The following is a 25,045-nucleotide window of genomic DNA, read 5'->3' as shown; positions in this document are numbered from 1 at the left end:
TGATAGAAAATAAAATAATTATTTTATTCTTGTGCTTGCTTCACTAAATAAGCTCCACCTATAATTCCTGCATCATTACCTAATGTTGCAATAACAAACTCGCAAGCTTCGTCTATACGAGGTAACGTATACGATTCAAAAGCACTGCGTAGTGGTTTTAGTAATTCTTCTCCCGCTTTTGAAACGCCTCCTCCTATAACAATTATAGATGGATTAATCATTGTTGCCATATTTGCAATTGCTAATCCAAGAACATCTGTCACTCTATCAATAATTTCCTGTGCCGCCTTATCTCCGGATGTAGCTAATTCAAAAACATCTTTCGCTGTCAACTCTTTTAATTTAGAACGGTCGTTTAAAGTTGTGGTTGAACCAGACTGGATAGCATTCTTTGCTTGTCTAACAATTCCTGTTGCTGATGCCACTGTCTCTAAACAACCATTTCTACCACAATTACATGGACTTCCTCCTGGTTCAACTGTAATATGTCCAATTTCTCCTGCAGTGCCATTAACACCATTGATCACTTTTCCATTTGCAATAATACCACCACCAACTCCAGTTCCTAGTGTTATCGCAATTAAGTTATCTGCTAATCTACCAGAACCTTTCCAATTCTCTCCAACAGCTGCAATATTTGCATCATTATCAACGATTACAGGTAATTCTGATAATTCTTTTAATATAGCTGCTAATTTAAAGTCCTTCCAACCTAAATTTACTGCTATAGATACTTCACCAGTTTTAACATCAACAAATCCAGGCGCACCAACACCTATTCCCAGTATAGCTTTCTTATCTATATCTAATTTCTTTAGTTTTAGCTTAATCGAAGTCCAAATATCAAGGGGAATATTTTTAGCGTTATCATCTTTATTCGTTTTAATTTCCCATTTTTCAACAATTCTTCCGTCTGTTTTAATTACACCTATTTTTATTGTAGTTCCACCAATGTCAACACCTATTAATAATTGCTCACTCATGCTACCACCCTTTCAATTCTTTAATTTTGCCATTTCTTGTCTTAATAACAAAATCGCCATTTGATAATCTGCAATAGAAAGACATTGCGCTTGATACAGCTCTTTTATCTCAGCTTCCATTAATTCTAAATCTGCTAATCGGTCACCGATGTAAATAATTGTTCCAAACTTTTTTAACAATTGCTGTATGTCATAAATTGTTTTCATATAATCACCTATCTTATTATAACAAATTTAAATGGCAATATATCAATAAATAAAAAAAAGACCTAGATCAATTTTATCGATCTGGGTCTTGTGGGTCTAAGAAAGTTGGTCTTCTACTTTTTAATGGTACTGGTGTCCGAATAAGTACATCAAGGAAAGCTTTCGGTGAAAAGGGAATGAAAGGCCACATGTAACCAGTTTTAAATGTATTCATTCGAATTAGGTACACTAACCATCCTGTTACACCTATAACGTATCCTATTGCACCAAAACTTGCCGTGGTAAGCAGTAATAACATACGAACCAGCCTATTTGCTAAACTTAACTCATAACTTGGAGTTGCAAATGTCCCCATCACTGCAATTGATAAATATAAAACGACCTCACTTGAAAACAATCCCACTTCCACCGCTACTTGTCCAATCATGATTGCTGCAACAAGACCTAATGCAGTAGCTAGAGTTGTTGGTGTGTGAATGGCAGCCATCCGAAGCATATCAATTCCAATCTCAGCTATTAAAAATTGAAGTAATAAGGGAATTACACCAGCCTCACTTGGGCCGAAAAAGGCAAGCTGTTCTGGTAATAAAGCTGGTTCCATAGAAATCAAATAGTAGAAAGGTAAAACGAAAATAGAACTAATAACAGCAAAAAATCGTACAAAACGTAAATAAGCACCTACCAAAGGTTTTTGTCTATATTCCTCTGCATGTTGTAAATGATGCCAAAACGTGGCTGGTAAAATCATTACACTTGGCGAACCATCAATAATCAAAATGATGTGACCTTCAAATAAATGTGCTGCAGCCGTATCAGGACGTTCCGTATAACGAATGGTTGGATATGGATTCCAATGTCTACCACTCAGATATTCTTCAATTGTTTTCTCAGCCATTGGCAGACCATCTGTATCAATCTTTTTAAGGTGATCTTGTAATAATTTCACTTTTTCAGGATCTGCAATATCCTCAATATAACAAACGCATATATCGGACTTCGAACGCCTTCCTATACTTGTATAAGCCATTCTTAATGAACGATCACGAACACGTCTTCTCGTCAGTGCTGTATTAAAAATAATTGTTTCAACGTATCCATCTCTTGATCCACGTACAACCCTTTCTAAATCTGGTTCTTGTAGTCCTCTAGTAGGATAAGTTCTGGCATCAATTATGATGATTTTATCGAGTCCCTCAATTACTAAAGCAGTTGGTCCTCCAAGTACTGTATCTCCAGCCTCAATCAAATCATCAACCGTTGCTAACTCAACATATGGTATATACGTTTTTAAAAGTTTAATCAGTGGATCTGGTTTAAGTTTCTCTTCGTCTAAATCCGCCAAAAAGCGCATCAGATATAACATAATGTCATCTTTGACAAAGCCATCGACCAAGAACATTGCCATATCCTTACCAGCATAATGTAAATCTAATTGAATAATATCAAAACTCTTTTCAACACCCAGGTAATCATGTAAATAGTCCACATTATCAGCAAATGACTTACTTAAAGCCTTATTCTTGTCCATAACGACACCTTCATTCTATGTAAATATATTAGTCATCTAATAGTAGCTTTTACAAAGAAATAAATATCATGCATATACATATAAATAAAAGCTTGTACATATATATGTATATGAATAAGCAAGTAACCTTAACTCGGTTAACTAGATTGGAGGACGTATGAGGCGGTATATTTTTATTATCTTCATTTCAATAATACTGTTTAGTTCATTGATTTTTTTCAATAATCTGTCTGAAACAACTATAAAATACTTTCCCATTGATGATTCAAGAACTTTCTCCAGTGTTTCAACAAAACTAAAATTATTAATGGAACAAGGAAAAGATAGCTATACAATAGATTGGCATACTTCATCCGAATTAGATGAATTAACTTATCTAAGGCAAGATATTGCTCTTTTATATGTTGATGGTCAATTGAAAGCTATAAAAAGTAAATGGAAGGAACAAGAACGTACGATAGATTTACAAACAACAATAACGGGAGAAGATAGCAGTCATTATCAAGCGATCTCTTTTCATCATGCAGAAGTACATTATCCAGAAGATAAGATAAAAAGTGTTCAGGCTATGTCACATGATGAGTTATATGTAATTGATTCACCCCAAACACCCTTAGAGGCATTTAAAGTACCTTCAAACGATTTACAAACGGAATGGAAAGAAACATTAAATCATGCAACAAATCAACAATTATATTATAAATGGCAACAATTACTTGATCACTTTCAATTAAATAGTGATGACTATCTATCTATACCTTTAAATATGCTTTATCAATATGAAACCACTGCCTTTCCTAATTTGTCAGCAACTCAAACAAAAAAAGTCATTGGTCAAATGTGGGAAGGATTATACGCAAATTATATTCTTCCATTCAATGAGTCTAGTCCTTCTTCTAAAAGCTTTATTCCACTAATACTTTTAGATAAAGAGGGAACACACTTACGGATTTTATTTCAAGATCACACTGGCCAGATGCAACAACTTATTCAAAATTATTCATTTGAAAACCAATCTTGATACAAGTCACTGAATAAATTATTTGTAGGATCTAAATCTATTGCTTTTTCTAGTGACTTTTTGGCCTTATTTGCTTCATTATTATTCATATAAATTAAAGCCAAATTATAATGTGCTTCCGGTATTTTATTTGGTTCAATCGATATCAAATGCAATAAATCATCCATTGCCTTATTCGTTTGATCTAAATTACTATATGCGTATGATCTTAGGAATAATAATTCAGCCAAATAATCGATCGGGTTATTGTTTATTACACTAGTTGTAACTTGTATTACTTCTTCATATTTTTCTTCTATAATAAGTTGTTGTGCGATTTGGGTTTCTAGAGTTGGATCATAATGTGCAGATGTATCAAATACGCCATATAAAAGCAACGTTATGAGTATTCCGACATAGACTAAAATGGCCAGTAGTTGCTGTTGGACCTTTTTTTTCTTTGGAAAGAATACAATTCCCGATGCAACAAGACCACCGATTAAACCACCAATATGAGCTCCATTATCGATTTGTTGTACTACAAAGCCAAATACAATATTAAATGCAATAATAACAATTATATTCCATCCCATTGTTTGAAAGAAAATTCGACGATGGTGTATTCCAAAAAATAATAATGCTCCAAACAAACCAAAAATAGCACCAGATGCGCCTGCAGCTAATTGGGGACTAAAAGCAAAACTTGTTATGCCACCTAGAATTCCAGAACTAAAGTATATAAATAAAAACCGTTTTGCACCATAAATCCGTTCAACTAAACTACCAACAATATGTAGTGCAAGCATATTCATTACGAGATGTAAGAAACCAATATGTAAAAACATAGAGGAGATAATTCGCCACCATTCCCCATCCAATATTGCTGGATTATACTTTGCACCGTAACGCATTAAAGTATCTGTTGAGGTGCTTCCGCCTTGTAATTCTAACAATAGAAACATAAGTACATTAATAACTAGCAGCACATATGTATAGATTGGTTTCGCATATTGAAATACCTTTGTAGATTTGTTTTGGATTTGTTGAAATTCTCCAAGAATAGATAGTTTTAGATACTGTGTAATCCGCTCCATTTCTAATACGTTACGCGGTATGTTAAGTTCGATTGGATCAACAGCCGTTTTCTGGAATAAAAGTTCTATTTCTTTTGTCCTATTCTCTTCATCTACATAATAGGTGTGTAGGTTTGAAAATTTGCCCTGATTTATCTTTTTTGTTTCTTTTAAAATTTCCCAATCATCCACTGGAGCTTGCTTTGCTACATAGACATTATGTATTTCAATATTTCTACCTAAAAATAATTTAGCAAGTTTTTTAGCATTATGAGAGGTTCGATCTACATCTATTTTTAATTGATTCTTCCAATCAAACTCTTGATTAGTAAGACGAATCACATGATTTTGTTTTCTTTTATTTCGTTGTAACCAAACTTCTGTATGTTTATTATCGATAAAGACTATATCAAATCCATGTTGATGAATGAAGTAATCTGTTAATTTATAAAGATAAAATGTATCTTCTAGAAACATCTCTACCACCCTTTCTTCCCTTTTTATCATACCATTAAATTATAGACGAAGGGGACGTTTCTGCATTAGAAACGCCCCCTTCGTCTATAATTTATTTTACATTCCCAAATATACTAGGCATCAAGTGATTTCGTAAAATTGGAATACGCATACTCAAAGCGATCATTACTTTTCGAATAACCGTAAAAGTTAAAAGCATATTTATTATTTTATATTTTTTTCTGTATAAAATAACTCCACCGAATAGCATCGCACAAATCATTATTATTTTTTTCATCTCATAACTTCATCCTTCCTAATTATATTCAGCAAGAATAGTTTACCTCGAAATAAAAAAAATATGATTTATCTTTTGAAAAACCGCGAAAATCAATTCGTTATTATACGATTAACTGGCACATCAAATGACTCTGGAGAAATACTTTCAATTATTTGTTCCTTCCACGCTAATGATATTGTATTTCCAGTATATTCAGCTAAAAATCGATCGTAATAGCCACCACCATGACCAATTCGATAATTCAAATGGTCAAAGAGTAATCCAGGAACAATTATTAAATCTATTTTGTTTGATTCAATCTGAATCGATACAGCAGGATTCGGCTCTAACAGTCCAAAATATACTTTCTCCAATTGCTCAAACGATTCTAAGTGATAAAATAATAATTTAGATTCATTCGGCAAACATTTTGGCACTACAATCTTTTTGCCTTGTTTCTTACCAGCTTCTATTATTGGTCTCGTTTCCCACTCGTTTCCCTGTGAAATTGTTACACCAATTACTTCCGCTTGCATCCAATATGTACTACTAAACAAATTTTGATAGAGTTGTAACTCAATCCTCGTCTTCTCCTTACTAGATAAACCCATTAACTTTTGTTTGATTTCATTGCGCAACTCTTTTTTTGTTTCCAGTTTGGTTCACTCCTTTGCCAGTAAAAAGATGAAAAGCTCTTACCTAATATTAGGCAAGAGCTAGAACGTAACTTCTATTTAGTTTCGCGGTGAAGCGTTTGTTTTTTCAAACGCGGGCTATATTTCTTCATTTCTATACGTTCCGGGTTTGTACGTTTGTTTTTTGTAGTAATATAATTACGGTCACCTGATTCAGTACAAGCAAGTGTGATATTTACGCGCATCATTATCCCTCCAAACTATTCATCTAACAACTCTTAAATTTAATATCATTTTCAGACTTATCTATAATACCAAATATAAACGTATAATTCAAGGTTCTTTATAGATTTCGAATAAAATTATAGTACTTTTTTTCAAGAACCAATTGTGTTATAACTAATAGAGTGAACATTAGGAGGGAACTTAGTGATATATACAATTATTAGTTTACTTGTCGTTGCTATCGTATTATTTATTATCTCATTTTTTATGAACGATAAATTCAAACTTTTGGAAGATCAATTAGAACAGACATCTTTATCTTCTTTACAAGAGACGTATCAAATGAAGAAAAAAATTAAAATTTTAGAAGAAGAATTGCTTTCAGATGATATGGACGGACTTGATCTACAAAAGCCGAAACAAACACAAACTCCTTTGATGCGGAGAGTACAGCAAATGCATTTAGCAGGAAACTCTGCAGCTGAAATTGCAAGATCAACTAATTTAAGTGAGTATGACATCCATTCGCTTGTTAGACAATTCTCAACTAAAGGATAGAGGCATTTATAATGAAACCATTCATACGTGTATTTACATTCGGATTACTAACAGCTACAATCTTATTAAGTATTACATTTTTTTTAGAAAAAGATAAAGAAACTGTAAGCAAAGAGTTAAGTACAGAAGAAATGATTACTAAATTAGAAAATCAAGGATATTTCGTTACGAACGAAGATCCAACTTCCATTACGGAGGAAGACGACACGATAGATATGGAGAATGAACAAGAAGAAGTGATTGAAAAAGAAACAGAGGAAGATACAGATACTTATAACTTATCAATTGAATCTGGTATGACAATTTCAGAAGTTGCGAATTATTTAGTCGCAGCAAACATTATTGATAGTCAAGAAGCTTTTATTGCATATATAACTGATAATGATTATGGTACGAGCATACAAATAGGTCAATTTGAATTAAATAGCGATATGTCCACTGAAGAGATAGCAAATACGATAGCGAATCAAAATTAAAAACCAGTAGTGTCTAGACAGTTGTCTTAACACTACTGGTTTTTTATTCATTCAAGTCTAAAGACTCACCTTTTACAAGATACATAATATTTTCTGCAATATTTGTTAGGTGATCTCCATACCTTTCTATAAATCGGCCACAAAACGCCATTTGCATGATCAATTGAATCTTTTGTGGGTTTGTAGCTGTCTCTTCTAATAATTCCTGTAAGACATTAGCATACATACCATCAATTAAATCATCCATCTCAGAAAGATTTTTTGCTATCGTAATATCTTCTTGTTCATATGCATGAATGGCTAAATCAATCATTCTTAAAGCCACATCACGCATATCCGCTAATGATTCGTGGATCTCTAAACCATGATTCTCTCCTAAATGTTTGGTAGAACGAGCTATATTTTTCGCGTTATCTGCCATCCGTTCTAAGTCTGTTGATATACGTATTGCAACAATTAACTTCCTTAAATCTGAAGCTACTGGTTGCTGACGAGCAATTAATAATATCGCAGTCTCGTTAATATCTAAATCAATTGCATCTAATCGTTTATCCGCTTCAACAACTTCTGCAGCTAGACTTGTATCTGATTGATACAGCGCATGAACAGCATCTTGCAATTGTACCTTTGCTCCTTGGGCCAAATCAATAACCTTTTGCTTCATTTTATCTAATTCAATTTCGAATTGCTCTCTAGCAACCATAAAAATCCTCCCCCATACCTTTCAGATATTAACCAAATCTTCCTGTAATATAATCCTCTGTTCGCTTATCTTTAGGTAAAGAAAACAACGTATCCGTATCTGTATATTCAACTAATTCTCCATTTAATAGGAAGGCTGTTTTATCTGATATACGGGCTGCCTGCTGCATATTATGCGTTACTATAATGATAGAATAATTTTTTTTCAGCTCTTGAATTAATTCTTCTACTTTTAATGTTGATTTAGGATCTAATGCCGATGTTGGCTCATCCATTAAGATAACATCTGGTTCAATCGCTAAACAGCGCGCTATACATATACGTTGTTGCTGTCCACCTGATAAGCTATAAGCATTATCTTTTAAACGATCTTTAACTTCATCCCAAATGTAAGCACCACGAAGGCTTCTCTCGACAATTTCATCTAAGACTTTTTTGTTACGAATGCCATGAATCTTCGGACCATATGCAATATTCTCATAAATAGACTTTGGAAATGGATTTGGTTTTTGAAAGACCATTCCAACATTGGTTCTTAATTCTTCCACCTTAAATGACTTATCTAGAATATTTTTACCTCTATATTTAATTGTTCCTGATGTACGGACATTAGGAACTAACTCTACCATTCTATTTAACGTTTTTAGATAGGTTGATTTCCCACAACCTGATGGTCCAATAATGGCAGTAACTTCTTTTTCATATAGTGGCAAATCAATACTTTTTAATGCTTGCGTGTCACCATACCATAAATTTAAATCTTTTGTATCATATACTATATTCGCAACTTCTTTCGTTTTTACTGGCGTATTTTTATTTGAGACAAATTTTAGATTATTTTTATTCAATTCTGTAGCAGTACTCATTTCATTCACCCCTTATATTTAATATCTTTGCTGAAATTTGTTTCTGATTATAATTGCCGTAGAGTTTAAGATAAATAACAATACCAATAAAACAATAATTGTAGCCGATGCTAAATACGCATACTCTTCCATCAATGAAGAATCTAGCGTCCAATAATAAATTTGCATTGGAAGTACTGTAAACTTGTCAAATATACCTCCAGGGAATGGAAGCAATAAAGCAGGTATCCCCAAAACAACAAGCGGCGCTGTTTCGCCAATTGCACGCGATAGTGCCAAAATTGTTCCCGTCAATATTCCAGGTAATGAAGCTGGTAAAATAATATTTTTAACTGTTTGCCACTTGGTTGCACCCATTCCAAAAGAAGCCTCACTTAAATGGTTTGGAACAGCACGAATTGCCTCTTGACTTGATACAATTACAATAGGTAATACTAACAATGACATGGTTAGCCCACCTGCTAAAACTATATTTCCAAAATCTAAAGTTCGCACAAAGATGGTCATTCCTAATATCCCATATACAATAGAAGGTACACCCGCTAAGTTTGAAATATTAGTTTGAATTACCGACTGTAATCGACCTTTTCTCGCATATAATTCATTATAAATTGCGGTACTGACACCTAATACCATTGTTACAGGTACAACAACAGCCATTAACCAAAAGGTACCAAGTACAGCACCCATAATACCAGCTCTATCAGGACTCGTTGATAGTTTACCAGTTAAAAAATCCAAATTGATATAAGATAGACCTTGTGTTAATACTCGAATAATTAAAACAGCAAGAACGACAAGTCCAAATAACGTAGATAATAAGAAAATTGTTTTTAATATATTATTCAAAATGAGCCGAGATTTCATTTTTTTCTCAACTTGCTTCGTACTTAAATGCTTCATTTAGTATTCCTCCCTAAACTTACGAGAGACATATCTTGCGACAATATTCATTAGTAGTGTAAAGCAAAATAGTGTCATCGCAACTGCATATAAACTATAGTAGATAGTTGAACCAGCAGGTGCATCTCCACCAGAAACTTCAACAATATATGCTGTCATTGTTTGCATCGATTGCGTTACATCAAGCGTAAAGTTTTTGGAACTTCCACTGGCAATAGTTAATATCATTGTTTCTCCTATAGCTCGAGAAATACCTAAAACAAAAGAGGCAATAATACCTGATAAAGCAGCTGGTACAATTACACGAAATGTGACTTCTAACTTTGTTGCTCCTAGTGCTAGTGCCCCTTCTCTCATTGCATTTGGGACAGAACTCATTGCATCTTCAGATAAAGATGCAATCATAGGAATAATCATAATTCCCATTACAATACCTGGGCTTAGCACATTAGTTGCTTCTAAACCAGGGATGAAGTCTCTTAATAGAGGTGTAACAAATGTAAATGCAAAGAACCCATAAACAATCGTTGGAATACCTGCAAGCAACTCTAAAAGTGGTTTTAATGTTTTTCTTACACGATCAGTTGCATATTCACTCAGATAAATTGCTGTCATCATTCCAATCGGGCCTGCTACAAGCATTGCAATAACAGATGAAATAATAGTACCTGAAATTAATGGAAGGATACCAAACTCTGGATTTTGGCTTAATGGTTTTAATAACGTACCAGTAAAGAACTCAATAATCGATACTCTAGAAAAAAAGTGTATTGTCTCTGTTAATAGCGTGAACAATATACCAATAGTTGTTAGTAAAGAAATCATTGCAATAAGGAATAGTAAGATTGGAATTGCTTTTTCTACAATAGTAGAAAAACTTCTTGTAGTCCTTTTTTTATTAATCAATTCTCTCACTTGAACAGCATTATCTTTGTTTAAATTGCTGTCATTCATCACTCATAACACCCCTCTTAATATGTTATTAATACCACTAATAAGAAGAGAGTAATTTGATACTCTCTTCTATTAGCAGTTTTTTTAGATTTTAATTATTTAAGTCCTTCTAAGAAATCAATACTTTCTTGTGCTTCTTCATCTGGGATAGGAGCAAATCCTGTTTCACCTGCAAAAGTATTTACATTATTCATTAAATAAATCCCATAATCTAACACTTGAGCTTTGTCTTTTGCATTGTTGACGTTTAAATACGTGAAGACTGGACGTGTAAAGTTTGCATAATCCCCATCTTCAGCAATTGTTTCAAGTGAAGGTTCAACTGGTCCATCACCAAAATCAACACTTACTGCTTGTAATTTATCTTGATTGTTTACATAGTAACCAAATCCGAAGAATCCAATAGAGTTAACGTCTTCAGCCACTAATGTTACAAGTGTAGAATACTCTTGTTGAAGATTAACATCACTTACAAGATCAGCCTCTTCAAGAATATTTTCATAAAAGAATTCATACGTACCGTGATTCTCGTTCGGTCCATAAGTGTTTATTTTTTCATCTGGCCATTCTGGATTTATGTCAGACCAGTTTGTTACACCACCATCAGCAAGGAAGATGCTTAACAGTTCATCTTCTGTCATTTCTGAAGCCCAATCATTATCTGGATGCGTAACGAAAGTTAAACCATCTAATGCAACTTTTAGTTCCTGAACCTCTATACCAAGCTCCTCAGCAGTTGCTGATTCTTCCTCTTTAATTTGGCGAGAAGCATCATTGAAATCTGTGCCATCTTCAACTAAGAACTTTTCAAATCCAGCACTTGTACCTGAACGACCTACTTCAACAGATACACCTTCTTGTTCTGTTAACATATATTCTTCTGCAATTCTAGCCATTAATGGATAAACTGTTCCAGAACCATCAACAACAACACTACCTTCTAATTCTGCAGATTCACTTTCAGTATCTTCTGTTTCAGTTGATTCTGTATTCGAATCGTCTGTTTCTTCTGCACCTGACTCATCACTTGAACCACAAGCAGCAAGTAAACCAATTGATAATACTAATAGTAAAGCTAATCCAACTAATCTTAAATTCTTCATGTAATGTTTCCCCCTACAGTTTTATAATATGTTTTAGGCTTGGCTATCTCAGCCACAAATTAATCATAACGTATAAGTTTGAACTTACCGTTAATTGAATGTTAAGAATGTGTAAATTAAGCTCTTATTTTGTCAGCAAAAATAAAAAAAAGACGTGAGCGTTAATTCCGCTCACATCTTTGATTAATTTTCTTCTATTATTTCTTCATTTAAGTTTTCAGTTACGCCTGCTTCATCGCGTTCTTCTTTCAATTCAAAATATTTTTCAATGATCCGGTTACCAATTTCATGATGAATTCCATTTTGATCATTACCAGTTCCGGTTTTTGGAATAACTATTGCAAAAGCTACCTCAGGTTCATCATATGGTGCATAACCAACTAATGAAAGGTTATAAGTAGATTGTATATTACCATCTGCATAGAATTCATTTTGAGCTGTCCCTGTCTTAGCGGCAACCTTATATTCATTATTACCCCAATGACTTGATGCGGTACCTTCTGATACGACACGTTTAAACCCTTCTTGCACACGTGCAATATAAGCATCATCCATCACGACTCGGTTGAGTATGTCAGTGTCAAAACTTTCAATGACAGGCCCTAAGGTGTCCTTTGAAGCATTCGATTCCCTTACTTCTTTAACAATATGCGGCCTTACTCGATAGCCATCATTTGCAATAGTTGACACATATTGTGCCAACTGCAGTGTTGTATACGTATCATATTGGCCAATCGCAAGGTCTAAAAGAAGTCCCCCATTATCAGGATCTCCGACTACACCAGTTGATTCATATGGTAAATCAATACCTGTTTCAACACCTAAACCAAATTGATTATAATAATTTCGTAATGTCTGAAACGAATCCCAATTAAAGCCTGATAGTTTTTCACCATATTGATAGTTTGCACTCGCTAATCTAATCGCTACATTAAACATATAAACGTTTGATGATTGTTCTAACGCTTCTATATCGTCTACATAACCTAAATTATTACTCCAAGAACTTTTTTCAGGGTCATTCGCAATTTTAATTGGCCGATCATAAATTTGCTCTCCAGGACTCATTACACCTGAATCTAAAGCAGCTAACACAGTTGCTCCTTTGATAGTAGAACCAGGTAAATGTTGATCATAAATCGTCCGATAAGAATGATCTACGTATTCATTGTCTTCCGTGCGGTGTGCACCAGATAACGCAAGAACATCTCCAGTTTGCGGATCTAACATAGCAACCAAAGCATCCTCCATATAGCGATTTTCACTCGGATTTTGATTATAGTAGCTTTCTAGCTCTTCTTGAACAATCTTATCTAACTCACTTTGTAATTCAATATCTACAGTTAAAATGAGATCACTGCCACTCTTTCCATCGATAACAGTATTTTGTCCTACAATAACACCGTTATTATTTGTAACATATTCTATTATTTCCTTTTGTCCAGTTAATACACTTTCATATTCTTGTTCCAACCCACTCTTACCAACGCGATCATTACGACTGTATCCACGAGTTAGATAGAAATCTTGATTTTCGCTTGGTATGCCTTCATTTGTTGAAGTAATATCACCAATAAAAGTAGAAAATGTATCATCAACTTTCGAAACACGATTCCAATCAATCGAAGCATCAATCCCTGTAAGCTCATACAAATGCTCTGAAACTAATGCATACTCTTTTTCCGTCACATTTTCATTTTTAACAATATGTGGCGAAAATTCACTAGCAGCATCTAATTCTTTTTTTATTGCAACAACATTTAATAAAACTGGATCGGACCAATCATACTCGTTGTAATCTTCAGCTGTAATTTTATCGAGTGTAATTTTATATTGTTCACTTGTATCTAATCCTAATTCCTCTTCCGTTAATCGCTCACCTGCCTCTTTAGCATTGAGCATGTACCAATATTCTTTTTTATCTCTTTCTCGAATTAATTTGTCTAACTCTTCAAATTCTTCTTCCATTGTAATATATTCACCTAATTTCTCTGCAAGGTCTAAACGTTCTGCAGCAGAGTCACCATTCTTAGGTGGGGTATACGTAATCGAACGTGTTGATTCGTTATCTAAAATTAAATTCCCAAAGCGATCATACATTAGACCCCTTGGCACAGAAATTGAAGCTTGTGTATTTTCAGTTTCATTTATTTGATCTTGTGCAGCTTCACCATTTAAAATTTGCACGACACCTAACTGCAAAATTAATAATGAAAATAAAGCAAACACAAAAATGAATAATATATTTAATCGAAAGGGAAGTTGCATTTTCCTTTTTTTCTTTTTCCCCATTTATGTCTCCCCCTTTATTACGAACTCAGTTAGAGTAATTATAACACGTTATCTATCTATTTTCATTATTCATTACACCATCTTTTAATGGGGTTGCAGGATTTTTCCCTGTTGGAAGAAACGATACCTTTCGTATAAAGAAAGAAACAACAATATGTCCACTGCCTAATAGCACTAATAAATAAGGAATAATTTGATCGGCAGGGAAAAACGTGATACTAACTATAAATAGCAGAATCGAGCTCACTCTACCTACATTTAAAAATAACTCTCTAACCACAATATACTCAATTCGCATTTCTTTTGCCTGCCATCCATGCCCAATTACATCGTATGTCATAGAAGCATAAGGAACTGTAAATAATGGATACGCAATACCAATTATTGCACCATACAATAAGAGAATGGGATAGTTCAAATTAAATATAATAAGAAAAATCGCAAAATATAGTGCTAACCCGCCAATTAGAATTGACTTTTTTCGCATATGCGGTTTAATTAATCGCGTTGCCGCATAGTAACAAACAAAAGAACAACCTGAAAAAATGAGATTAAATGTACCTAAAGCTAGCTCACTTCCTGTAGCAATGAATACCCAAATTGATATTACAAACACAAATATTCCTTCTCTTAAACCTTGAAACGTATGCGCATATAGAATATTTCGCCAATTTTTATTGTTTTTCCTTTCATATAAAATACGTCTAAAATCGAATTTCCCTGCAGCCTTCCTTCTTTTCAAAAAGAAACTACAAATTACTGCACAAATAAATAAGAAAAAAGAGATAGAGAAAATAATCGTATAACCTTGTGAATTATTTAAATTTGAAATAATGTAACCAGCTAGTATTGGACCAATCATCCCACCAAACGACTGCATTAAACCCAAAAACCCATTAAAAAAATCGCGTGTATCTGGTTCCGTAATTTCAAATGTTAATACGTTAAACGCTAACCAATAGAAACCATATCCAACGCCTAACAAGGCACCCAATAAGATGTTATAAGTTGCAGCATTTTCACTAACTAGCAAAACTGTCATAAAGAAGAGAGCTAAAACAGTAACTCCTAACCGTAAAACGATAACCCGATCTACTCTTTTAGCTAATCTACCGGCAACGATAAAAGTAACTGGCTGCAAAATATACACTGCTGCATTATACTGTGCAATAGCTATGTAATCATTTGATTGCTTCCATAAGTAAATATTCACAAATGTATTGGAAAGGAATGTAGCCAGAGCATACAATCCGCCAATTATTAATAATAGCTTTAAATCTCGGTTAACCTCAATATCACCTAATAAGATGTTTGTTTTCTTTTGCATATCCAGTTCTCCTTGTTTCGTTCTAAATCTTATTGTTTTCAATTGACAAGGAGATATGCAGTTTTAGATAGTTTATATTAATTATGTAAGGTATTTCATTAGTTAAATACTATAATATAGAACAAATAAAAAAACTGAGGATATTCCCTCAGTTTTTTTATACTAAATACTTACCTATTATTTAGTTGCTTCGTATAATTTAGAAACTTCATCCCAATTAACAACATTCCAGAATGCTGCAATATAATCAGGGCGTTTGTTTTGATATTTAAGATAATAAGCATGCTCCCAAACATCTAAACCTAGAATTGGAGATATACCATCCATTACTGGTGTATCTTGGTTTGGTGTGCTAGTAATTTCAAGTTTACCATTTTTAACAATTAACCAAGCCCAACCTGAACCAAAACGACCAGTTGCAGCTGCTGCAAATTTTTCTTTAAACGCTTCAAGACTACCAAAGGCATCTTTAATTTGTGTTGCTAATTCGCCAGTTGGCTCTCCTCCACCATTTGGTGAAAGTAATGTCCAGAACAAGCTGTGGTTTGAGTGACCGCCACCGTTGTTTCGAACAGCAGTTTGGATAGATTCAGGTAAGTTATCTAAGTCAGATAGAAGCACGTCTATTGATTTATCTTGTAAATCCGCATGTCCTTCTAGTGCTGCGTTTAGTTTAGTCACATACGTATTGTGGTGCTTCGTATGGTGAATATTCATTGTTTCCTTATCAATATGAGGTTCTAATGCATCATAAGCATAAGGTAATTCAGGTAATTCAAATTTAGCCATAAATAATTCCTCCTATAATAGTATGTAAGAAAAACGTTCACAGAATATTCGTTTTTCTGATATATTAATGTTACCAAAGGTCTTCCATTCTTGCAACTTTTATGCTTTATTTATAGAATTTACAATAAAACCATTTTTATTCTTACTACTTATTTATACACCTTCTACATTGTTATTAAACCTCTTTATTCATCATTACTTCTATTTTTACCTGTAATGTCTGTATTATCAAGGTTTTCTAGCCTTTTATTTTCTCTCTTCTATTTATTATGAGTCATTTTATAAAATTTTTATATAAAAATTTTATGTATTTATTCATAAAAAAAACAAGCATAGAAATGCTTGTTTTAAAGGATGGCTCGGGACGGAATCGAACCGCCGACACACGGATTTTCAGTCCGTTGCTCTACCGACTGAGCTACCGAGCCTTATTATGTAGAAAAGAAAAAATGGAGGAGGATGAGGGATTCGAACCCCCGCGAGCCATTAAGCCCCTGTTGGTTTTCAAGACCAATCCCTTCAGCCAGACTTGGGTAATCCTCCGTAAACAAATTATTCTTTTAAAAGATGGTGGACCCTGCAGGATTCGAACCTGCGACCGATCGGTTATGAGCCGATAGCTCTAACCAACTGAGCTAAGGGTCCTTACTTATGGGGCGACCGATGGGAATTGAACCCACGTATGCCGGAATCACAATCCGGTGCGTTAACCCCTTCGCCACGACCGCCATAGTAAAACATTTTAAAATATTGTATTGTATTTGGTAGCGGCGGAGGGGATCGAACCCCCGACCTCACGGGTATGAACCGTACGCTCTCGCCAGCTGAGCTACACCGCCATAATGGCTCCACAGGTAGGACTCGAACCTACGACCGATCGGTTAACAGCCGATAGCTCTACCACTGAGCTACTGTGGAATAATAATTAAAAGTTTGTGATATGCGCTTTTGAAAAAGTTAATTTCAATCAAGCGACGATATATAATATAACATGTATAAAAAAAACTGTCAACACCTTTTTATGTATTAATATTTGCGCAACAAAATTAATATAGCATGTCCTTCTAAATCATTCAAGCCTTTTTCATAGAAAAACTTTATCTTTTTTCAAGTAAGCCTTCAAACTCTATGTAAAATTGAAAAAGAGGGGTCTTCCCCCTCCTTCACTTTAATGTACAGCTTCAGGACTTTTTTCTCCTAATACTTCTTCAACAATGTTCAATGAATGATCTCCAATACGCTCTAAGTTACTTAAAATATCAACAAAGACAATACCAGATGCACCGGAACAAAGCCCTTCATTTAATCTAATAATGTGTTTCTTACGGAATGTTCTTTCCATTTTATCAATTTGGTTTTCTTGTTGTACTACTTGTAATGCAATTTCTCGATCATCTTTATCTAATGCCTGAATTGCTTGTTTCACAGTTAAAACAGTTAAATCAAACATTTCATTGATATCGATTTGTGCTTGTGCAGTAAAACTAATTTTATTTGATATCTTATATTGAATTAACTCGACTATATTTTCAAAATGATCTCCCATTCTTTCAATATCTCGAACAGAATCAATTAAGGTTGAGTGTTTAGCACTTTCGAAATCAGATAAAGAAGAACTAGATAGCTGAACTAAATAATCTGTTATTTCTCGATCTAATTTATTTAGAGCATTTTCGACTTGCAATGCTGCTTCAGCATGTTTAGTCTGGTGGTTATTTAAAAACAGACTTGTTTCTTCCAAACCTTTGTGTGCATATTGCCCCATACGAATTACTTCTTCTTTTGATTGTTGAAGAGCAACTGAAGGTGATTGTTGAATAAATATCGGATCTAGGTGTGTCGGTTGATATTTAACCACCGAATCTTCTCCAGGTATTATTTTTGTTACCAAATACGCAAGGCCACCTATAAACGGAAATTGAATAAATGTATTAGAAAAGTTAAATATACCATGTGCAAATGCGATTGTCATTTCGGCATTTAAAGTTAATTGTTCTTGTATATAACCAATAAATTGTGTATATGGCCCAATAATTAATAGAACAAGCACAGTTCCGATAATATTAAAGATAACGTGTGTTAATGCTGCACGTCTTGCTGCTACAGTTGCACCAATTGATGCTAATATTGCAGTAATTGTTGTACCGATATTATCACCGAATAACACAGGTAATGCCGCCTGCAACTCTATCGCTCCTTCGGCCATTAAGCTCTGTAGAATACCAATAGTAGCACTTGAACTTTGAACAACTACCGTGAATAATGTACCAACAACTACACCTAATATAGGATTTGAAGACATATCAACGGTCAATTCATGAAATGCTTGAACATCCCGAAGCGGCTCTAAACCATTCCCCATTAGATCTAAACCGTAAAATAAGGCACCAAAACCGAAAATGGCTTGTCCAATATTTGCGGCCTTCTTACTTTTAAGAAAGAAAATCATCAATGCACCAACTGCCAATATAGGCAGCGCGTACTCTTCTATTTTAATACCTATTATAAACGCAGTAACTGTTGTACCGATGTTTGCCCCCATAATAACACCAATAGATTGTCTAAGTGTCATAAATCCAGCATTAACTAATCCTACTGTTAAAACGGTTGTTCCAGTACTAGTTTGCAATAAGATGGTTACGACTATACCAGCTAGGACCCCCATAAATGGATTACTTGTGAATTTATCAAGAATATCTTTTAATCTTTCGCCTGCTATTTTTTGTAGTCCATCCCCCATATATTTAATACCTAATAAGAAGATACCTAATCCACCAACAAATAGAAAGACAAGTGATTGCACATCAATTTCCATTGGACTTTTCATCCCTTCATATCTTTTTTTATTTATAAAAATAACACCTCTACCATTATTAATGAACAACTTGTCAATTGTAAAGATTTTTAAGTAAACTTTACACTAAATTTACACAAAGCTAGCTATAATTCGACAAATATAGGATTTACAAGTAAATTTTAGGGCATTTCACTTAATTTAAAGAAGCTATACTACTTATCCTCTCCAGTGCAAAAAAAATTATTGCTTCTAATTTAAAAAGCAATAATTGGTTTATTATTTTTATTTGGGAACAATTAAAATTCTTGTACCATCTACTTTTGTAACTACGATCTGTGTATCCTTTTTCACCCATTGTCCATTCGTAACAGCACTATAATCTATTCCATTAATGCGCACTGTTCCAACTGGCCGCATATCAGTAAGTGTAATTCCTTCTTCACCAATTAATTTCTTATAAGATTTATTCATTGTACTATACCCTTTGTCATCTGTTAGTTGGTCCAGTAAGGCTAATTTATTCCACATCTTTCTACCTTTAAAAACTTTTAAAAAGAATAAAGAACCAAAGCCACCCACTAAAACACCAATTACAGCATATAAGCCAGCAGTCCAATTGGGAGAACTTAGGCCTACAGATAGAATCATACAAAGAGCTCCGATCGTAGCAAGTGTTCCATCATTTATTAATTTACCATCAACTATTATCAGTAAGATTCCAATAAAATAAAATACTAACATAATAACAAACATACCTGGATCGAGGTATGTTAAAAAATAAACAGTTATAAATCCAAATCCTAATAATGCAAAGAAACCTCGCATATTAATTAACAATTCACCCATTAAAAATAATGTACCTAAACCTACCATCACTAGACTTACCCAATCAAGTTCTAAAATTGACATCGTAACACTTCCCCTCACTATATTTAGTATACGATTGAATAAAGCATTAGTTTCAACTATCTAATAAATTAACTTGAAAAGTAAAGGAGCATACCAGAAATGACACTAAGAAAATGGCTGATTTATACATTTATAATACTGTGTCTCTTCAGTATCTTTATGGATCTTAAAGTTGGTTCCCCAATTGACTATACCACAGATGAGTTAGCGCTTACTAATGATAAAACCAGGAAGGTGATTGTCAATAAAGAACAACTCAAATTTGAAGTTGTGTCTTACCAGATAACTGCAGGAGATACATTTATTAGTATTATGGATCAAATTAATGAACAATCTTTAGATTGGAATTTAGAACAATACATTAATGATTTTAAAGCTTTGAACCCTAAAGTAAATGTGCACGAATTAAAAGAAAATGGCAGTTATCTTTTTCCTCATTACATATATTAATTATACTGCAAAATAAAGAACACATTTTATTTTAACTACAATAAATATTCCTATTTTAGCTTGTACAGTGAATGGACTTTGAGAGCTACTAGAAGCTAGTAGCTCTCTTATTGAACCATTGGTGATTTCATATAGTTTTGACGCGGAGAGTGCTTTGAAAAGCATCAGAAGATACATCCCTAACCGATGGAAGATAGAAATAGCTAAAATAACCGGAATACACCAGAAATTAATTAAGCTATCTATGTAGACACAAGCAATAAACACTCTTTTACTAGCAAAAAAAAGGCTAAGCGGTATTAGAATGCTTCCATCTATGATGGAAGACAATTCAATGTCCTCTTAGCCTTTAAATGTTTAAAAAAATGGAACGATAAATAATGTGATAATCATGGAAAGTGCACCTGCAATAATTGCAGTATTTCCTAACGTATCTGCTCCACGACTTTTTGCTACAAATCCTACTATTATCCCTATTGCACTTAAAAATATTGGCATTAGAAAAAAGGAGAGTATAGACGCAACAACTGCAAACCAACCAAAGCCGGTTTTTGCCTCTACTTCTGATTTTCCATTGACCTTTTCTGATGCAATCGGTTCATTAAAATCGTTTGCAGTTAATTCCGCTGCAAATTCTTCGTCTCTCTCATTCGACTGATTTATTAAGTCAGACGAATGAACTTGACCTGTATCTTGTGCACCTTGTTGATTGATACCCATTGTATCAGTATCGGCCTCTGTTCCAAACTTAGGTGCATCTTGTATGTGTTCCTTTTTTTCATCCGGAGTGTATTGATCCATTTAAGACCCTCGCTTTCTTTTATGAGGTGCCTTTTTAGTCTGTCAATAACTCGGCTTTTAATTACACTGTAACTTTTTCCAAATTATTAATTAGCAAGAACAATTGTTTTATGTTCTTCAGCTTTCGTTTGGATTTTGACCGCATAGTCACTTTTTGCAGTACCATTCGATTCCTTATATGTTTCCATTCCAGACATCCCACGATGATATGCCGTTAAAGCTTCATCCCAATTGTCATATTCGTGGTGCAAGAAGTCTAAATATACAACAGATAACTGCATGGAATAGTATGGATCAAATAAAAGTTCCTCATCATAAGGTAAGTCAGCCATATCCGCAATCCATGGTGCTGTGTTTTTCATAAATTGTGACATTCCATAAGCTTGACCATATTTTGTTTCTGGTCCAACTAAACTTGGATCAAATGTATTTCCGGTCTCTACTTTTAAAAGTTCGTATACGATATAAGGATCAATCTCATATTTTTTCGCTTCATTTGCCAAATATATGCCCCATGATTTTTTGAATTCACCATCGCTATCTACAACAAAATTATCTGCCGTGCTTTCCAATTCCGACCAATTATGATAATTCGCTGTTTCTACGTCAGCAGGTTCACTATCATTGTATGAAGCTGTAGCTTCTAATTGATTATTTTTCTGCTCTAATTCCTGTTTTTCTAGTTTCAATGTGTCGATTCTTGTTTGATATTCTTTAAATGAGATGATAAAAATAATAGCGATTACTGATATTAGTCCTCGATAAATCCATTTATTCTCTTTCATTAACTATTAAGCACACCTTTCCTGTTAATCCAATTTCTACTACAGCATGTTATGCTATCCTACTCCGTTTTATATTGCAACTAATTAAGCTTTAAATCTAAATTTCGGCACATATCCATTGGAAGGACATATAATATCGTATTGGTTAAATATACCCGAAAATAGAGGTGATGAAACATGCAACCATTTGTAAAGCAAATGATTGAAAAAAAGTTAAGGAATATTACTAAAACAGAATTACTTAGCTATGCAAAACAATATCAAGTAAACGTTACGGATACACAAGCAGAAAAAATTGTTGCATTTCTTCATAAAACAGATTTAAATCCGCTAGAAAAGTCAGATAGAGTTGTCCTCTTAAAAAAACTTGCTCAAATAACTGATCTTGAAACAGCACAACAAGCGCAACAATTATTTAATCAAATAACAAAACAATATGGCGTGGATTCTTGGTTTAATCAATAACAAAAAACGCATTCATCTAATATGAATGCGTTTTTACATTATTGTTGTAAGATTTTTTCTTTAAGATCTGCTTGAAATTCAGCTTCTTTTAACATAGCAATTTCAAATTGATATGGTGGTTTTTTATTTTTCTTATCTTCACCTACATACGGTGTTTCTAATATTTTCGGTAAATGTTTCAGTTGAGGGTGATGGATTACATATCGTAAAGCATCATAGCCTATATAACCAAAACCTATGTTTTCATGTCTATCTTTGTGAGCCTCTATTGGATTTTTACTATCATTTACATGAATAACTTTTAAGCGGTCTAATCCAATAATTCGATCGAATTTGTCTAATACACCATCAAAATCATTTACTATATCATAACCAGCATCGTGAATGTGACATGTATCTAAACAAATAGATAATTTTTCATTTCGATCTACACCATCGATGATTCGCGCAAGCTCTTCGAAATTGCTACCTATTTCAGAACCTTTTCCGGCCATGGTTTCTAACGCAACCTGAACTTCCTGATCTTTTAATAATGCTTCATTTAAACCCTCAATAATTCGTTCGATTCCTCTATCCACACCTGCGCCAACGTGTGCACCTGGGTGTAAAACAATTTGTTTCGCCCCAATAGCTTGCGTTCGTTCAATCTCACTTTGCATAAACGTAACACCTAGTTCAAATGTTTCTTTTTTCGTAGTATTTCCCAAATTAATTATATATGGTGCGTGCACAACAATTTCTTCAATACCATTTTCTTTCATATGTGCTCGCCCTGCTTCGATATTCAACTCTTCAATTGGACGTCTTCGCGTATTTTGTGGTGCTCCAGTATAAATCATAAATGTATTAGCACCATAAGATGCAGCTTCTTCACTAGAACCTAATAACATCTTTTTACCACTCATTGATACGTGTGAGCCTAATTTCAATTCCAACACCTCTTCTTCAAAACTAACCTAATCATAACACGAACGTTCGAACCGACACATTAGAAAGATGGTTTATGAACGTTTATTTTGTTTTTGATTAATTCTCTTTTTAAGTTTTTGTTGCTCATATCTCATTTTCTTTTTGTATCCAGGTTTTACTTTTTTCGTTTTACGAACACGATTCCAAGCTTCTTGATCAGTAGTAGTACCTGTCTGTTTTCTTTGTGAACGTTCATTCCAAGCTTTTATTTCTTTCCATTCGCCTTTTACAATATCGAATGTTGTAAAAGATAGACCACGTTTAGTTAACTTCTGAATAAGGTTAACGTCCGAATCGTCATAAAGATTAATCGCAGTCCCTTCCATACCAGCACGAGCTGTACGACCTACACGATGAATATAGAATTCTTCCTCTTTTGGCATTTGAGCATTAATAACATGACTAATACCCTTAATGTCAATCCCTCTTGCCGCCAAGTCAGTTGCTACAATATATTGATAACGCAAGGATTGAATTTCTTTTAATACACGCTTTCTTTCACGGGCTTGTAAACCACCATGGATCAAACCTGTTTTAATCCCTTTTTCTTGTAATTGTTTATAGAGCTTATTGGCCGCCTCTTTACCATTAGTGAAGATCAAAACTAAATATGGATTAATCACCTCTGATATTTGATAAATTACGTCAGCTGGCTCACGATGTCGTAATGGCACTAACCGATGTTCAATCTTTTCAGGGGCAAAATGATCTTTAATATGAAAAGAAGATGGATTGTGTAAATATTTAGTTAAAAAAGGATGTAATCGTTCAGGAATCGTAGCTGAAAAAACTAATACTTGAATTGATTCTTGTGCTCGTACTAGCATCTTATCTATTTCTGTAATTAAACCTAAATCTAACATTAAATCTGCCTCATCTATTACAAAACCTTGTGCAGTATATATATCTAAAGCACCTTCTTCAATTAAATCTAAAATTCTTCCGGGTGTTCCAACAACAATTTGTGGCTGCTGACCTTTTAACTTTTCAATCATTCTTTTTTTATCTGTTCCACCAATAAATAATTTTGCGTTGATTTTATCTTCTTGATTTGAAAAAGCAAGAATTTTTTTTACTTCATTGTGAATCTGTGTTGCTAATTCTCTAGTTGGTGAAGTGATAACAATTTGCACCTCTTGTTTATTTACATCTAAGCGACTACATAATGGCAACAAAAATGCATGCGTCTTTCCTGACCCAGTATGTGATTGACCAATTACACTTTCACCACGTAATACTGCTGGAATGACTTTCTGTTGAATTGGGGTTGGTTCTTTAAATTGTAGATTGTCAATGACACCGTCAATCCACGGTTGTAAGTTGTATTGTTTAAATTGATGATTTTCCATATAAGTTAACTCCTCGTTTTTCCTAATCGTTTTGTACATCTATTATAAGTTAGATATACTGAAAATGCACATTACATTTCATTATATATCCTACATTGCCAAAAACCTATCTTTTTATTTTGTTTTCTATCTTCTTTATAATATAAGTATTACACATTGTATG

The 25,045-nt window shown here is 33.8% G+C and carries 25 protein-coding genes and 6 tRNA genes; 5 read left to right on the top strand and 26 right to left on the bottom strand.

Annotated features, from left to right (window positions below; translation table 11 throughout):
• Window positions 1-23 precede the first annotated feature (23 nt).
• The 3 genes from D2K60_RS06555 to D2K60_RS06545 form a co-directional block, all read right to left on the bottom strand.
• Window positions 24-983 (bottom strand): ROK family glucokinase, encoded by a 960-nt coding sequence (locus tag D2K60_RS06555; protein WP_117169227.1) that lies wholly within the window; start codon window positions 981-983, stop codon window positions 24-26.
• Window positions 984-995: 12 nt separating this feature from the next.
• Window positions 996-1,190, bottom strand: coding sequence for a YqgQ family protein (locus D2K60_RS06550; protein ID WP_117169226.1), 195 nt, complete (start codon window positions 1,188-1,190; stop codon window positions 996-998).
• A 73-nt stretch (window positions 1,191-1,263) separates the two neighbouring features.
• Entirely contained in the window at window positions 1,264-2,718 is a 1,455-nt protein-coding gene (locus D2K60_RS06545) for a spore germination protein (protein WP_117169225.1), read from the bottom strand.
• A 157-nt stretch (window positions 2,719-2,875) separates the two neighbouring features.
• Here D2K60_RS06545 and D2K60_RS06540 point away from each other — a divergent pair, with 157 nt between their 5' ends.
• Window positions 2,876-3,739 carry a hypothetical protein gene (locus tag D2K60_RS06540; RefSeq protein ID WP_117169224.1) on the top strand — a complete coding sequence of 288 codons (864 nt, stop codon included), beginning with the start codon at window positions 2,876-2,878 and terminating at the stop codon, window positions 3,737-3,739.
• On the opposite strand, the gene D2K60_RS06535 is transcribed toward D2K60_RS06540, so the two are convergent.
• The 3 genes from D2K60_RS06535 to rpmG all read right to left on the bottom strand — a co-directional run bounded on the left by D2K60_RS06535 (window position 3,715) and on the right by rpmG (window position 6,407).
• Complete coding sequence (locus tag D2K60_RS06535) at window positions 3,715-5,268, bottom strand: rhomboid family intramembrane serine protease (RefSeq protein WP_162880724.1); 1,554 nt, start codon at window positions 5,266-5,268, stop codon at window positions 3,715-3,717. The two genes, D2K60_RS06540 and D2K60_RS06535, sit on opposite strands and share 25 nt — an antisense overlap.
• A 369-nt stretch (window positions 5,269-5,637) precedes the next feature.
• Window positions 5,638-6,165, bottom strand: a complete 528-nt coding sequence (locus tag D2K60_RS06525) for a 5-formyltetrahydrofolate cyclo-ligase (RefSeq protein ID WP_240335269.1) — start codon at window positions 6,163-6,165, stop codon at window positions 5,638-5,640.
• Between the two features lie 92 nt (window positions 6,166-6,257).
• A complete protein-coding gene (gene rpmG, locus D2K60_RS06520) occupies window positions 6,258-6,407 on the bottom strand; it encodes a 50S ribosomal protein L33 (RefSeq protein ID WP_117169221.1) in 150 nt (49 codons plus the stop codon).
• A 184-nt stretch (window positions 6,408-6,591) separates the two neighbouring features.
• Here rpmG and D2K60_RS06515 point away from each other — a divergent pair, with 184 nt between their 5' ends.
• Both D2K60_RS06515 and D2K60_RS06510 read left to right on the top strand, forming a co-directional pair.
• Window positions 6,592-6,945 (top strand): hypothetical protein, encoded by a 354-nt coding sequence (locus D2K60_RS06515; protein ID WP_117169220.1) that lies wholly within the window; start codon window positions 6,592-6,594, stop codon window positions 6,943-6,945.
• A gap of 11 nt (window positions 6,946-6,956) precedes the next feature.
• Window positions 6,957-7,421, top strand: coding sequence for an endolytic transglycosylase MltG (locus D2K60_RS06510; protein ID WP_117169219.1), 465 nt, complete (start codon window positions 6,957-6,959; stop codon window positions 7,419-7,421).
• A 43-nt stretch (window positions 7,422-7,464) separates the two neighbouring features.
• On the opposite strand, the gene phoU is transcribed toward D2K60_RS06510, so the two are convergent.
• From phoU to D2K60_RS06430, 16 genes are all read right to left on the bottom strand, one after another.
• Window positions 7,465-8,124, bottom strand: coding sequence for a phosphate signaling complex protein PhoU (gene phoU / locus D2K60_RS06505; RefSeq protein WP_117169218.1), 660 nt, complete (start codon window positions 8,122-8,124; stop codon window positions 7,465-7,467).
• A 28-nt stretch (window positions 8,125-8,152) separates the two neighbouring features.
• Window positions 8,153-8,989, bottom strand: a complete 837-nt coding sequence (pstB, locus tag D2K60_RS06500; protein ID WP_117169217.1) for a phosphate ABC transporter ATP-binding protein PstB — start codon at window positions 8,987-8,989, stop codon at window positions 8,153-8,155.
• Between the two features lie 18 nt (window positions 8,990-9,007).
• Window positions 9,008-9,892, bottom strand: coding sequence for a phosphate ABC transporter permease PstA (gene pstA / locus D2K60_RS06495; RefSeq protein WP_117169216.1), 885 nt, complete (start codon window positions 9,890-9,892; stop codon window positions 9,008-9,010).
• A complete protein-coding gene (gene pstC, locus D2K60_RS06490; protein WP_117170340.1) occupies window positions 9,893-10,846 on the bottom strand; it encodes a phosphate ABC transporter permease subunit PstC in 954 nt (317 codons plus the stop codon).
• A 95-nt stretch (window positions 10,847-10,941) separates the two neighbouring features.
• Entirely contained in the window at window positions 10,942-11,949 is a 1,008-nt protein-coding gene (locus tag D2K60_RS06485; RefSeq protein WP_117169215.1) for a PstS family phosphate ABC transporter substrate-binding protein, read from the bottom strand.
• Window positions 11,950-12,132: 183 nt separating this feature from the next.
• Window positions 12,133-14,241 (bottom strand): peptidoglycan D,D-transpeptidase FtsI family protein, encoded by a 2,109-nt coding sequence (locus D2K60_RS06480; RefSeq protein ID WP_117169214.1) that lies wholly within the window; start codon window positions 14,239-14,241, stop codon window positions 12,133-12,135.
• A 52-nt stretch (window positions 14,242-14,293) separates the two neighbouring features.
• Entirely contained in the window at window positions 14,294-15,568 is a 1,275-nt protein-coding gene (locus tag D2K60_RS06475; RefSeq protein WP_117169213.1) for an MFS transporter, read from the bottom strand.
• 177 nt (window positions 15,569-15,745) lie between these two features.
• Window positions 15,746-16,357, bottom strand: a complete 612-nt coding sequence (locus D2K60_RS06470; protein WP_117169212.1) for a superoxide dismutase — start codon at window positions 16,355-16,357, stop codon at window positions 15,746-15,748.
• 355 nt (window positions 16,358-16,712) lie between these two features.
• Window positions 16,713-16,785: transfer RNA gene (locus D2K60_RS06465), tRNA-Phe, on the bottom strand.
• A 22-nt stretch (window positions 16,786-16,807) separates the two neighbouring features.
• Window positions 16,808-16,900: transfer RNA gene (locus D2K60_RS06460), tRNA-Ser, on the bottom strand.
• 25 nt (window positions 16,901-16,925) lie between these two features.
• Window positions 16,926-17,002: transfer RNA gene (locus D2K60_RS06455), tRNA-Ile, on the bottom strand.
• Between the two features lie 7 nt (window positions 17,003-17,009).
• Window positions 17,010-17,085, bottom strand: a tRNA-His gene (locus D2K60_RS06450).
• 34 nt (window positions 17,086-17,119) lie between these two features.
• Window positions 17,120-17,196 (bottom strand) — tRNA-Met (locus D2K60_RS06445).
• Between the two features lie 4 nt (window positions 17,197-17,200).
• Window positions 17,201-17,275: transfer RNA gene (locus D2K60_RS06440), tRNA-Asn, on the bottom strand.
• Window positions 17,276-17,525: 250 nt separating this feature from the next.
• Window positions 17,526-19,172 (bottom strand): Na/Pi cotransporter family protein, encoded by a 1,647-nt coding sequence (locus tag D2K60_RS06435; protein WP_117169211.1) that lies wholly within the window; start codon window positions 19,170-19,172, stop codon window positions 17,526-17,528.
• 264 nt (window positions 19,173-19,436) lie between these two features.
• Window positions 19,437-20,063: an NfeD family protein gene (locus D2K60_RS06430; protein WP_117169210.1), complete on the bottom strand. Its 627-nt coding sequence runs from the start codon at window positions 20,061-20,063 to the stop codon at window positions 19,437-19,439.
• 99 nt (window positions 20,064-20,162) lie between these two features.
• Between D2K60_RS06430 and D2K60_RS06425 the strand changes: the two genes are divergently transcribed.
• Window positions 20,163-20,513, top strand: coding sequence for a hypothetical protein (locus D2K60_RS06425; RefSeq protein ID WP_117169209.1), 351 nt, complete (start codon window positions 20,163-20,165; stop codon window positions 20,511-20,513).
• A 357-nt stretch (window positions 20,514-20,870) separates the two neighbouring features.
• Here the strand turns inward: D2K60_RS06425 and D2K60_RS06415 are convergent, their stop codons facing one another.
• Both D2K60_RS06415 and D2K60_RS06410 read right to left on the bottom strand, forming a co-directional pair.
• Entirely contained in the window at window positions 20,871-21,314 is a 444-nt protein-coding gene (locus D2K60_RS06415) for a DUF4190 domain-containing protein (protein WP_117169207.1), read from the bottom strand.
• An 86-nt stretch (window positions 21,315-21,400) separates the two neighbouring features.
• The gene (locus D2K60_RS06410) at window positions 21,401-22,099 is read right to left on the bottom strand and encodes a transglycosylase SLT domain-containing protein (RefSeq protein ID WP_117169206.1); all 699 of its coding nucleotides are present in this window, start codon (window positions 22,097-22,099) and stop codon (window positions 21,401-21,403) included.
• A gap of 177 nt (window positions 22,100-22,276) precedes the next feature.
• Between D2K60_RS06410 and D2K60_RS06405 the strand changes: the two genes are divergently transcribed.
• A complete protein-coding gene (locus tag D2K60_RS06405; protein ID WP_117169205.1) occupies window positions 22,277-22,564 on the top strand; it encodes a DUF2624 domain-containing protein in 288 nt (95 codons plus the stop codon).
• 38 nt (window positions 22,565-22,602) lie between these two features.
• Here the strand turns inward: D2K60_RS06405 and D2K60_RS06400 are convergent, their stop codons facing one another.
• Together D2K60_RS06400 and D2K60_RS06395 are read right to left on the bottom strand one after the other, a co-directional pair.
• Window positions 22,603-23,493 (bottom strand): deoxyribonuclease IV, encoded by an 891-nt coding sequence (locus D2K60_RS06400; RefSeq protein WP_117169204.1) that lies wholly within the window; start codon window positions 23,491-23,493, stop codon window positions 22,603-22,605.
• A 72-nt stretch (window positions 23,494-23,565) separates the two neighbouring features.
• Window positions 23,566-24,882, bottom strand: coding sequence for a DEAD/DEAH box helicase (locus D2K60_RS06395; RefSeq protein WP_117169203.1), 1,317 nt, complete (start codon window positions 24,880-24,882; stop codon window positions 23,566-23,568).
• Between the last annotated feature and the right edge of the window lie 163 nt (window positions 24,883-25,045).

Source organism: Paraliobacillus sediminis (genome assembly GCF_003426055.1).
Note: the sequence above shows the minus strand (reverse complement) of the source record. Positions and strands in the feature narration are given on the sequence as shown.